The sequence below is a fragment of the Natrinema pallidum DSM 3751 genome (assembly GCF_000337615.1).
Lineage (GTDB): Archaea > Halobacteriota > Halobacteria > Halobacteriales > Natrialbaceae > Natrinema > Natrinema pallidum.
Genome location: NZ_AOII01000080.1, coordinates 18,522 through 29,685 on the forward strand (window position 1 = coordinate 18,522; position 11,164 = coordinate 29,685).

Sequence of the window (11,164 nt, forward strand, 5' to 3'; positions counted from 1 at the left end):
CCACTCGCGCCACTCGCCTGCCGGTGGGCAACGGACGCTGGCCCCCCGTGGCACTCCACCGACCCGTTCGAGCGGCCGCTGACTCGCGGGAGACACAAAAGTTTCAATACTCGAGGGGAATCGTCGGTTGATGTCGCTGTGGTCGGTTCGAACGCGCGCGCTCGCTGGGGCGATCGTGGCCAGCGGCGCGGTCGCCGCGGGCGTGCTCGTCTCGCCGTCGACGATCGTCGGGACCGTCGACGCCGTCGCGGCAGACCCGATCCTGTTCGGCCTCCTCGTCGCCGGACTCTACCTCGTGCGCCCCCTCTTCGCGTGGCCGACGACGCCGCTCGCGGCCGTCGTCGGCTACGGCTTCGGCGTCCCCGTCGGCGTCCCCATCGCGCTCTGTGGCGTCGTGGTGACCGTCTTCCCCGTCTTCGTCGCGGCGCGCTGGCTGGCCGCCGGGGCGTCCGACGAGGACGCCGACGCGGCCCTCCTCGAGCGGGCCGGCGACGCCGTCGCACGCTACTACGAGACGGCGGGCCCGCTGCGCGGCGTTACCGCCTCCCGGCTGGCACCGATCCCCTCGGACGTCGCGACGTGTGCCGCGGCGGTCAGCGGTGTCGGGTGTCGCCAGTTGGTGCTCGGGACGGTGGTCGGCGAACTCCCGTGGACGGTCGCCGCGGTCGTCGTCGGTGCCTCGGCGGCGACGGTCACCGCGGGCGGGCTCGAGGGGGTCGGCGTGGCGCTCTCGCTGGCCTGTGCCGCCGCTGCCGTCCTCCTCCTTGCTGGACCCGCGTACCGCCGGATTCGGACGGAGAGCCGGTCGCCGACGGACGGGACGGGGCGATCGACGGACAGCTAAGAACGCCGGATACTCGTCGCCCCCACCCGCTCGGACGGGACTCGAGAGCGGCCGCTCAGCGGAAGGGATCGCTACAATCGATGATGACCCCATGCTGGGGACAGACGTACTTGCAGTGGCGCTTGTACATCGCCGCATCACAGTGTGGACAGCGCGGGCCGGCGGCCGTCCGGTCGCTCGAGCCGTCCGTCTCGACGCCACCGTCCGCTCCCCGCCCGCCGTCGGCAGTCATACGACGGCGTTCGCGCCGACCGATGCTAAGTGTGGCGTCTCAGCGGTCGTCGCGTGCGATCCGAACGAAAACACGACCGGGAAAAGCGGCGTCGAAACGGCCTCAGTCAGCGCTCAGCACTCGCTCCAGCCACAGGACTCGCACGTCTTGCAGCCTTCGGAGAAGTACAACGTCATCGAGCCGCAGTCGGGACACTCCGGCGACTCGCCGGCGTCGATGAGGTCCTGGGTCGTATCGTCGGCGTCAGCGGGCGTACCGCCCTGTGTGGCGGACGCGCCGCCGTCGGTCTGGGGACCGTCGTAGTCGGCGATTTCGGCGTCGGCCGACTCCTCGAGCGTCTGCTGTTTCGGGTAGGGTTTGTCGATCTCGCCGTCGAGGTAGCGGCGCATCGCGGTGCCGATGGCGTCCGGGATGGACTGAATCTGCTCGCCCTTGTCCCAGGCGACTTTCGGCGATCGGGTTCCGCAGAGTTCGTCGACGATCTCCTCGGGATCGACGCCCGAGCGCAGCGAGGTCGAGATGACCTTCGCCAGCGCCTCGGTAAAGGAGTTCGTGAAGCCGCCCGAGTGGCCGATGTTCGCGAACAGTTCGAACGGCTGGCCGGTCTCGGGGTCCTCGTTGATCGTCACGTAGATCTTCCCGTAGCCGGTATCGATGCGCTGGCTGACGCCCTGTAAGGCGTCCGGTCGCTCGCGCTTTTCGGTGAAGTCGATCTCGACCGGCTGGCGATCGTCGTCGGCCAGCGAGCCGACGTCCGCTTCGAGAACGTCCCGGACCTCGTCGCTCTCGAGGAAGGCCTCGAGACCGCCGAAAATCTCGTCGATCTGCTCGACCAGGGCCTGCGCGGCTTCGGTTTCGTCGGCGAAGTCGGCGTTGTCCGCGCGGGTCGTCAGCACCTGCTTGCTGCGGGTGCCATCGCGGTAGTAGGTGACGCCCTTGCCGCCGTTCTCGTAGACCCACTCGAAGACCTCCTTTGCGTCCTCGAGCGTGGAGTCGTTTGGCGCGTTGACCGTCTTCGAAATGGCGGAGTCGACGCCCTTCTGGCAGGCACACTGCACTGCCGCGTGCTGTTTCGCCGAGAGGTCCGACGTGATGACGAACAGTTCACCGATCGCGTCCGGCACGGTCGAGAGGCCCTCGACGCCGTCGAACTGGTTCGTCGCCATCTGTTCTTGGGCCTCCTCCTTGACCGCGTCGACATCGATGTCGTTGGCCTCGAGCGTCCGGAGGAAGTAGTCGTCGAACTCGACGAGCATCTCGTCGCCCTGCACGTCGTCGGTGACGTTCTTGTAGTAGGCGACGTTGTAGATGGGTTCACAGCCGCCCGTCGTGTTGCCGACCATCGAGGTCGTGCCGGTCGGGGCGATGGTCGTGACGTTGTGGTTGCGGATCGGGAAGCCGTCCGCCCAGTCGTCGGCGTCCTCGCCGGTCTGGCGCTCGAACCACTCGCGGTACGCGGTCGGGTCCGCGTACTTCGACTCGTCCCAGTCGTTGAACGAGCCGCGCTCTTCGGCGAGTTCGTGGCTCTTTGCCTTCGCGCCGTGGTTGATGTGGGTCATCAGCTGGCGGGCGACTTCGTTCCCTTCGTCGCTGCCGTACTTGATCCCGAGCTGGACGTACAGCTGGGCTAGCCCCATGACGCCGAGGCCGATCTTGCGCATGTCACGGACCTTCTCCTCGATCTCCTCGACCGGGAAGTCCGACATCGTGACGACGTTCTCGAGGAAGCGCGTGCCGTACTCGATGCGCTCGTCGAACTCCTCGAAGTCGATGGCCTCCTCGAGGAAGGCCGCGACGGCCGCTTCCTGCGAGTCGTATTCGTCGCCGTGCTCGTCGGCCCAGACGCGCCAGTCGGGGGCGTCCAGGTCGGCCAGCGTCGAGAGGTTGATGTGGCCGAGGTTACAGGCCTCGTACTCCTCCAAGGGCTGCTCGCCGCAGGGGTTGGTCGCGAGCATCCGGTGGTCGTCCTGTTCCTCGATGTCGAAGGAGTGTTCCTTGTTGACTCGCTCGAGGTAGATCACGCCGGGTTCGCCGTTCTCGTGGGCACCCTGAACGATGCGCTCCCAGACGAGTTCGGCGGGGACCGAGAGCGGTTCGCCGACCTCGACGTGCTCGCCGAGGTCGTAGCGGCTGTACATCTCTTTGGTCTCCTCGGTGGCGATGTGGGGTTCTTCGGTCCGCGGGTTGGTGAAGGTGTACTCCTCGCCGTTCCGGACGGCCTCCATGAAGTCGTCGGTGACGCCGACGGAGATGTTGAAGTTCGAGAGATGGCCCTCGACGGCGTTGCGCAGGTGTTTGGGCACGCGGCCGTCCTCGTCGATCAGGTCCCGGGCTTCCTCGAGTGCTTCCGAGAAGGTGGTGTAGGTGTAGTCGTCCGGGTCGTTCAGTCGCAGCGTGTGGGCCAGCGAGACGTCCTTGTTCTTGGCGTGGATGAACTCGATGACGTCGGGATGGGAGACGCGCATGATGCCCATCTGGGCACCTCGGCGGGTCCCGCCCTGGGCGATGGTCTCACAGAGCTGGTCGTAGGTCCGCATGAAGGTGATCGGCCCGGAGGCGATGCCGCCGGTCGAGCCGACCGAGTCGCCGTAGGGACGCAGCTGCCAGAAGCCGTAGCCGACGCCGCCGCCGGACTGGAAGACTTCCGCGGCCTTCTTGGCGGTCTCGTGGATGTCCGAGAGGTCGTCGTCGGGCGACATAACGAAACAGGCCGAGAGCTGCTGCAGTTCGTCGCCCGCGTTCATCAGGGTCGGCGAGTTCGGCATAAAGGAAAGCGACTCCATCCCGTCGGTAAAGGTGTCGGCGACGTCCTCGACGTGGTCGCGTACTTCGGCGGGGAGTTCGGGGACGACGGTTTCGTAGGCGAACTTGTTGACGTTGCGCTCGGTGAGCGTCGTCTCGGCGTCGTCGTCGTCGGCTGTGACGCCCTCGCCGAAGACGTCCGCAGCGAGTTCGTCCCGGCGCGGGTGGTCGGGCTTGAGCTGGTCGGGCGTGACCGTGATCTCGCGATCCTGCTTGTCGGCTTCGTAGACGGCTTCCGCGAGGGCGATGTTCTTCCCCACGCGATCGAAGAGGTCCTCCTGTGTCTCGATCAGTTCGCCGTCTGCGTCCTTCCGGAGATAGCGGGCCGGGAGAATGTTGTTGTACGCGTTGTCGGTCAACCGCTCCTCGAGAGTCTCCCCGTCGGAGCGTTTGATCGGGAGAGTGAGATCCGCCGCGGAAAGCTCGGCATCGCTCATGTGCGGGTCACCCCGTCGCTATACCGCTTCCGCGCGTCGATTCTGGCGTGGCTCGGGTTCCGTGCGCTCATCATTCGTGACGAAGGTTCGGTATTCATGCATCCATCATAAAACGTGGTGTTGTTGTCCTACTTTTCTTGTAGTAGTACAAATAGGGTTGTAGAGATGTCTCTGTAACCTATCGTGATCCATTCTCCCACGACCGCCGAAACGGCCGCCTGTGTGGTCAACGATAGCTACGTCGCGGACCGTCTTAACGATTTTCAGACCGGACTGAAAGTGACTGTAACCGACGAGATGGGGTCGCAATCCCCTGATTTTTTCGTTCGCCAATAGTTTCTCGAGAGTCAGTCGTCGCTGCGGATCAGTCACGATATCCAGAAAGGTTACGTCCCTGGGGCGTGGGAACTGGCGTATGTTCGATGTACTAACGTCGGCACCACCGATCCTGCTGGTGTTGGCCCTACTCGCCGCCTTCGCGGTCGCCGTCATCGCGCTCCGAATCGCGATCAAACTCGCCGTTCGAGTCGGTATCGTCGCTGCAGTCGTTCTCGCGGCTCTCTACGCGGTCGGGCAACTCGAGTTGCTCCCCGGCGTCTAACGAGACCGGCGCGGCCGGTGACCGACTACCGGCGCGGGGTCGGACCCGCTGTTTTTCGCTCCCCGTCTCGATGACGACCCGAGAGGGGTCACATCAGACCCGCGAAAGGAAGTTCTCGATCACGTCGTGGCCGTTCGCCGTGAGGACGCTCTCGGGATGGAACTGTACGCACTCGAGGGGAAACGTCTCGTGGCGGACGCCCATGACGAGCGTCTCCTCCCCGTGTTCGGCGGTCGCCGAGACCGTGAAACAGTCCGGGACCGCGGTCGCGACGAGCGAGTGATAGCGGCCCGCCCGAAAGCCCTGCTCGAGGCCCGCGAAGACTCCCTCGCCGTCGTGATCGACCGCGGAGGCCTTCCCGTGGATCGGGTCCGGCGCGCGGCCGACGGTCCCGCCGTACTCGTAGACGGCGGCCTCGAGACCGAGACAGATCCCGAGCGTCGGTATCTCTGGCGAGCAGTCCCGCAGTACGGCCATCGTCACGCCGACATCGCGGTCGTTCTTCGGGTGACCGGGACCGGGGCTGATGACGATCGCATCGGGGTCGACGGCGCGGACGTCCGCGAGCGAGGCAGTGTTTTTCAGCACCGCGGTCTCGGTGCCGGCCTGCTGACTGACGTACTCGACGAGGTTGTACGTGAACGAGTCGTAGTTGTCGATGAACAGGACCGTGATCGGGTCCACATCGCTGCGATCCGCCGCCGCGTCCGTATCGCGCTCGGTCCCCGTAGTGCTCATCGGCTCACCTCCGCCGTCGCGTCTGGGTCGTCGTCGGTCGGCTGCTCCGCTGCCGGGCGGTCGATCTCCTCGAGGGCCGCGAGGACGCCTCCCATCTTCTGTTCGGTCTCCTCGTACTCCGCGGTGGGGTCGCTGTCCGCGACCAGCCCCGCGCCGGCCCGGACCGTGATTCGATCCCACGAGCCTTCGTCCTCAACGGTTGCAGTCCGAATGACGATCGCGAAATCCGTATCGCCGGTCCACGAGTAGTAGCCCACGCCGCCACCGTAGAGCCCTCGCGGTTCGGACTCCAGGTCGTCGATGATCTCCATCGCCCGGATCTTCGGGGCTCCCGAGAGCGTTCCCGCGGGGAAGGCGGCTCGAGTCGCGTCGAACCCGTCCGAGTCGTCGGCCAACGTTCCGGTCACGGTCGACTCGATGTGCTGAACGTGGCTGTACTTGAGGACGTTCATGAACTCGTCGACGCGGACCGATCCCGGCTCCGAGACGCGCCGAACATCGTTGCGCGCGAGATCGACCAGCATCGTGTGTTCGGCGCGCTCCTTTCCGTCCGCCAGCATCTCGCCCGCCAATCGACGGTCCTCGACGGGACTCGAGCCCCGGTCACAGGTGCCCGCGATCGGGTTCGACATGACTTCGCGCCCGCGCACCGAGATCAGGGTCTCGGGGCTGGCCCCGACGACGGTGAGATCGTCGTGGTCGAGCAGGTACATGTACGGCGACGGGTTCACGTCCCGCATCGCCTCGTAGAAGCCCATGGGATCGATGTCGCCGGAGAGCTCTCGCGTTCTGGAGACGACGCCCTGGTAGATGTCCCCATCGAGGACGTGTTCTTTGGCCCGCCGGACGCTCTCCTCGTACTCCGCTTTGGGTCCGGCACGCTCGCCGTCGCGGGTGAAGCCGTTGGTCCGTGGCTCGTCGGCCTCGCGCAGCGTCGCCGCGACGGCGGCGGCTTCCGTCTCGAGCGCGTCGTACACCTCGTCCGGATCGTCGTCGGCCTCGATGACCGGCGTACAGACCAGCGAGACCGTCCCATCGCGCTCGTCGAAGGTGAGCGTCTTCGTCGTCAGCAGGAACTGCGCGTCGGGGAACCGCGAGTCGGGCCGCTCGCAGCCGACTTCCTCGAGCCAGAGATCGTAGACGGCGTCGTAGGCGAGGAAGCCGACGAGTCCGCCGTCCAGCTGCTGGCGGTCGTGATCGGGCGCGTTCTCGAGGCGCACGTCCGGCATCGCGGCCCGAAGCGCGTCGACGGTGTCACCCTCGGCGTCCGTCCGAATCGACTCGAGGGGCGCGTCGTCTGACAGCGCGTCGACAGTGGCCGTGCCGGATTCGACCGTCACGACGGCCTCGGGGTCGTACCCGACGTAGGAGTATCGCGCGTGCCGTTCGATCCCCGCAGCGCTGGGTCGGAACGCTCCATCCGGGTCGCTCGAGGCGGTCTTCTCCGCGCTCTCGAGCAGGAAGGCGTACGGCGACCGCTCGCGATCGATCGCCTCGGAGCGACCGGTGAGCGCGGCGTAGGCGGCCAGCGGCGTCGTCTCGATCTCGAGCGTCGCGACGGTGTGGACGACGGCGGGTCGATCCGCCCGGTCCGCGCTCGTGCCCGCGTAGTCGCGGAAGGTTTCCCGATCGACGTCGAACGCGGGCCGGTCGGCCGGCACCGAGTCGGAGTCGTGTTCGGTCACGGTTACGGCTCCGCCGGTCTGCGGGCGTTCTTGGCGCGATCGACGAACGATCGGACGGCGTCGGCGTCTTTGACCCCGCCGCGTTTTTCCACGCCGCTCGCGACGTCGACCGCGAAGGGATCGACGGTGCGGACCGCATCGCCGACGTTGTCGGGCGTCAAGCCGCCCGCGAGGATCAGCGGCGACTCGAGGTCGGCAGCGGCCAGTCGAGTCCGATCCCAGTCGTGGGTTCGTCCGGTGCCGCCGCCCCCGCCCTCGCCCGGCGTGTCGACGATAAGGCCGTCGACGATGTCGTCGTAGGTCTCCGCGGTCGCCGCGTCGTCGGCGTCGACCGCGAGCAGGAGGTCCGTCTCGAGGTTCGCGCGCAGGTACGCGAGGTCGCCGGTCCGGATGTCGCTGTGAATCTGAATCGCGTCGGGTTCGATCGTCTCGACCAGTTCGATCGCTTCCTCGGGGCCGGCCGGCATCGTCACGAGGACGCTCGTCACGAACGGCGGGGTGGCCGCCGCGAGCGCCGCGGCCCGTTCGATCGAGACCTCACGGGGCGTGTCGACCGAGACGTCGCAAATGAGCCCGATCGCGTCCGCGCCCGCATCGATCGCGGCCTCGAGATCGGCCTCGCTGGTCAGTCCGCAGATCTTGACCCGCGTCATTGTCCCCCCGCCCGTGCCGTCGCGCCGCGGAGTCGCTCGAGCTTTCGGGCCGCCGCGCCGGAGTCGATCGCCTCCCGGGCCGCGTCGACTCCGGCCTCGAGCGAGCGGGCCTCGCCGGCGACGTAGATCGCCGCGCCGGCGTTCGCGAGGATGACCTCGCGTTTCGCGCCGGTCACGTCACCCGCGACGATGCCGCGCATGTCGTCGGCGTTGTCCGCCGGCGAGCCGCCGGAAATGGCCGCGATGTCGTGTTCCGCGAGACCGAGTGCGGCCGGCTCGAGCGCGTATTCGGTGACGGTATCGCCGTCGACCTCCGCGACGACCGTCTCGCCGTGAATTGCGATCTCGTCGGTTCCCGCGCCGTGGACGACCAGCGCGCGCTCGATGGCCATGCGAGAGAGGGCATCCGCGAGCACGGGGACGAGGTCCGGGTCGTAGACGCCGACGACCTGTGCGTCCGCCCCGGCGGGGTTCGTGAGCGGTCCGAGGACGTTGAAGATCGTCCGCATGCCCAGTTCCTTGCGCGGGCCGATGACGGCCTTCATCGCCGGGTGAAACACCGGCGCGAGCATGAACCCGATGCCGTCGTCCTCGATGGCCTCCTCGACGGCCGGCGGTTCAGCTTCGACGGTGACGCCGACTTCCTCCAAGACGTCCGCACTGCCCGACGAGGAGGAAACGGAGTAATTGCCGTGCTTGGCGACCGGGACCCCCGCACCGGCCGCGACGATCGCGCTCGTCGTCGAGACGTTGATCGTATCGTAATCGTCACCGCCGGTGCCGCAGGTATCGACCAACGGCTCCCGGTCGGGCGTGATCGTTCTGGCCGCGTCGCGCATCCCTTCGGCAAAGCCCGCGATCTCGGCTTCCGTCTCTCCTTTCGCGCGCAGTGCCGCCAGCAGCGCGCCGATCTGTGCCTCCGTCGCGCCCTCGAAAACGGCCGTCGAAGCCGCTCGAGCGTCCGATTGCGTGAGATCCTCCCCGTCCGTGACTCGTTCGACGTATTCCTGCATAGTGCACACCAATGTACGTAGTTGTCTTGTAATGCCCAAATCAGTACATCGTCTTAAGCGTGTCGACCGTGTGCGTGGTTCCGACTCCCGCACGGCGGCCGATTCGAAACCTTCAATTGGTGTGGGGAGCAACGAACGAGTGCAGTCAGAAAGCGTGGCGACGCGAGCCACGGACGAAAGCCAAACCAGGGTTGGTGGTCTAGTCTGGTTACGACACCTCCTTGACATGGAGGAGGCCGGCAGTTCAAATCTGCTCCAACCCACTTTTCTTCCGCTTCCGCATCAATGAATCCTAATTGGGCTTCCTTCTGGTGGTTTCCGTGTAGAGACGTGTCGATCTCGTCTTTGGCTTCATTGGGAGTGGCAACGGTCGTGTCCGGTCAGGCCACTGTCCCGTGGTTATCAGCTAAGGAGATCGGGCAATTCCTTAACATTTGTCTTATATATGTAGGTTCAGTTAGGACTGTCTGATGGGTCGCTCTTGTTGGATTCCATAACTAAGCGCATGCCCGCGCCAACGGCGCGGGGGCGGGCACATGGCCCGCGATGAGTGTTTGTCGCGCCAGTCGTAGAACCCTCTCAACGAATACTGTTGCGCGAGTGTTCTGGGGATTATGGTGTTCTTTTTGTTCCCGTGCAGGAATGGCAGTATAACTGAGATGATGGATGACCCGATTTGGAAGATTCGGTCATGGGTTCTGGGGTGGCGGTTGAAAGTGCGTAACTGGGGTAACAGGCATATTAGATCACGTATCCCTGATCGGATTTATTGGCTATACACGGATGTTGATGCAGAGGTAATTGGGGTGCTTGATGCATTTCTTGTTCAACTAATACCGATCTATCTTGCGTATATTGGGCGTTTGTGGATAGCAATTGGGACGGCGGTTATTGGCAGGGTTGTTACCTCACGGCTGTCAGCACGGAAGCGGAAACGGGATCGGGAACAGATGATCGAGGACGCTATCAACAGGACCGAGGAGAAGAGGGAACGAAGAGCGAGAAGAGAAGGAAGAAGGCTGTGAACGTATCTGGCTAACACTTGAATTGGTGGAGTGGGGGTGTGGGACCGGTGGGGAGGTGAATGGTTTGTCTGACGCGATGAGCGCGTTTTCGACCCTTCAAGCCGTGGGGGAGGTGAAAGGTGGTGTGTCAGTCGTTCGTGTTGCAGGCAGGGGCACAGCCTGCCTCGCAGGTGGAAATCTGGAACGACATAATTCTTTTTTGAAATATCTACATTTATATATTATGATTAAATGCTGCAAAGACTTACTAAACTAAATTTTTACATCTGGTTAGTGAAAGTACTGAATGTGCAGGAAATGATTACGGATGGGCCGTCCGACTCGGACATTGATGCAGTAATTAATACCATCGCCGAATTTGACGTGGAACACGTCCCTCGACGTGATCTGAAGCAAGAATCAGTACCTCACAAAGCATCCGGAGCTAACTGATGCTGGATCGTGAGTTACCGACGAACCAAAGCTGGATTTGTGTTCTGAAGATCCATTCCNTCAGTACCTCACAAAGCATCCGGAGCTAACTGATGCTGGATCGTGAGTTACCGACGAACCAAAGCTGGATTTGTGTTCTGAAGATCCATTCCGACGACGAGAGACGGGAAGCCGTCGCGTCGGCGGCAATCGCCGCCGACAGCGACGGCGTTGCCACTGATCGGCAAGGCGTACTCGATTACTAGTTCCCGGTGAAACCGGTCGTCCGGTGGACGATTCGCGGGGACGGACCGACGCACTGCGAGGGCCGTCCACGCTGCCCGGGTCACCATATCGATGAACTCTTCGAAGGGCCACCACCAGAGGCGACGCCCGCCTCGGCGGGGCGTCGCCACGTACTCCCAGTGCAAGAACCGCCAGACATTCTGAATCAGGAGGCTGAGAACAACGAACAACAGCCGTCTCGTGGGATCTTGCGTTGTCGTCGAGATAATCGTTGACTCGGAGAGGCGATAGCTCGCTTCGATCCCGAAGCGTTTGCTGTAGTGGGATCGAGCCTGTCGTGGCTCGTCGATGAACGGCGCGTCGACGGCGTAGCCGTGACGCGCCACCCCATGCTCATCGTATCGACCATTCTTGTAGGTACAGTCGATCATCACCGGAAATTCGACGGTCCACTCGTGTTCGCCATAGGACGTCGTG

The 11,164-nt window shown here is 64.4% G+C and carries 9 protein-coding genes, 1 tRNA gene and 1 pseudogene; 4 read left to right on the plus strand and 7 right to left on the minus strand.

What is annotated here, in order from left to right:
* The first annotated feature begins 130 nt into the window (after window positions 1–130).
* On the plus strand, window positions 131–844 hold the full coding sequence (locus tag C487_RS12865; protein ID WP_006186219.1) for a TVP38/TMEM64 family protein: 714 nt from the start codon (window positions 131–133) through the stop codon (window positions 842–844).
* Between the two features lie 55 nt (window positions 845–899).
* On the opposite strand, the gene C487_RS21070 is transcribed toward C487_RS12865, so the two are convergent.
* Entirely contained in the window at window positions 900–1,076 is a 177-nt protein-coding gene (locus tag C487_RS21070; protein ID WP_006186220.1) for an HVO_2523 family zinc finger protein, read from the minus strand.
* Window positions 1,077–1,189: 113 nt separating this feature from the next.
* The gene (locus tag C487_RS12870) at window positions 1,190–4,315 is read right to left on the minus strand and encodes an adenosylcobalamin-dependent ribonucleoside-diphosphate reductase (RefSeq protein WP_006186221.1); all 3,126 of its coding nucleotides are present in this window, start codon (window positions 4,313–4,315) and stop codon (window positions 1,190–1,192) included.
* Window positions 4,316–4,730: 415 nt separating this feature from the next.
* Here C487_RS12870 and C487_RS12875 point away from each other — a divergent pair, with 415 nt between their 5' ends.
* Window positions 4,731–4,916, plus strand: a complete 186-nt coding sequence (locus C487_RS12875; RefSeq protein WP_006186222.1) for a hypothetical protein — start codon at window positions 4,731–4,733, stop codon at window positions 4,914–4,916.
* A gap of 93 nt (window positions 4,917–5,009) precedes the next feature.
* Here C487_RS12875 and trpG read toward each other — a convergent pair whose 3' ends face one another.
* The 4 genes from trpG to trpD are packed head-to-tail and all read right to left on the minus strand — an operon-like array spanning window position 5,010 to window position 9,005.
* The gene (gene trpG / locus C487_RS12880; RefSeq protein WP_006186223.1) at window positions 5,010–5,654 is read right to left on the minus strand and encodes an anthranilate synthase component II; all 645 of its coding nucleotides are present in this window, start codon (window positions 5,652–5,654) and stop codon (window positions 5,010–5,012) included.
* A complete protein-coding gene (trpE, locus tag C487_RS12885) occupies window positions 5,651–7,339 on the minus strand; it encodes an anthranilate synthase component I (RefSeq protein WP_006186224.1) in 1,689 nt (562 codons plus the stop codon). Before trpE ends, trpG begins: the two co-directional genes overlap by 4 nt.
* Before the next feature lie 2 nt (window positions 7,340–7,341).
* A complete protein-coding gene (locus tag C487_RS12890) occupies window positions 7,342–7,992 on the minus strand; it encodes a phosphoribosylanthranilate isomerase (RefSeq protein WP_006186225.1) in 651 nt (216 codons plus the stop codon).
* Window positions 7,989–9,005: an anthranilate phosphoribosyltransferase gene (trpD, locus tag C487_RS12895; RefSeq protein ID WP_006186226.1), complete on the minus strand. Its 1,017-nt coding sequence runs from the start codon at window positions 9,003–9,005 to the stop codon at window positions 7,989–7,991. Before trpD ends, C487_RS12890 begins: the two co-directional genes overlap by 4 nt.
* A gap of 188 nt (window positions 9,006–9,193) precedes the next feature.
* Between trpD and C487_RS12900 the strand changes: the two genes are divergently transcribed.
* Window positions 9,194–9,268: transfer RNA gene (locus C487_RS12900), tRNA-Val, on the plus strand.
* A 396-nt stretch (window positions 9,269–9,664) separates the two neighbouring features.
* Window positions 9,665–10,030 carry a hypothetical protein gene (locus C487_RS20670; protein WP_161605716.1) on the plus strand — a complete coding sequence of 122 codons (366 nt, stop codon included), beginning with the start codon at window positions 9,665–9,667 and terminating at the stop codon, window positions 10,028–10,030.
* 680 nt (window positions 10,031–10,710) lie between these two features.
* On the opposite strand, the pseudogene C487_RS12905 reads toward C487_RS20670, so the two are convergent.
* Window positions 10,711–11,164: pseudogene (locus C487_RS12905) on the minus strand (ISH3 family transposase); the annotation flags it as partial.

Excerpts from the sequence above, each read along its gene's own strand:
- C487_RS12865 (WP_006186219.1), top strand. The coding sequence starts at position 131 with ATGTCGCTGTGGTCGGTTCGAACGCGCGCGCTCGCTGGGGCGATCGTG.
- C487_RS21070 (WP_006186220.1), bottom strand. The coding sequence starts at position 1,076 with ATGACTGCCGACGGCGGGCGGGGAGCGGACGGTGGCGTCGAGACGGAC.
- C487_RS12870 (WP_006186221.1), bottom strand. The coding sequence starts at position 4,315 with ATGAGCGATGCCGAGCTTTCCGCGGCGGATCTCACTCTCCCGATCAAA.
- C487_RS12875 (WP_006186222.1), top strand. The coding sequence starts at position 4,731 with ATGTTCGATGTACTAACGTCGGCACCACCGATCCTGCTGGTGTTGGCC.
- trpG (WP_006186223.1), bottom strand. The coding sequence starts at position 5,654 with ATGAGCACTACGGGGACCGAGCGCGATACGGACGCGGCGGCGGATCGC.
- C487_RS12890 (WP_006186225.1), bottom strand. The coding sequence starts at position 7,992 with ATGACGCGGGTCAAGATCTGCGGACTGACCAGCGAGGCCGATCTCGAG.
- trpD (WP_006186226.1), bottom strand. The coding sequence starts at position 9,005 with ATGCAGGAATACGTCGAACGAGTCACGGACGGGGAGGATCTCACGCAA.
- C487_RS20670 (WP_161605716.1), top strand. The coding sequence starts at position 9,665 with ATGATGGATGACCCGATTTGGAAGATTCGGTCATGGGTTCTGGGGTGG.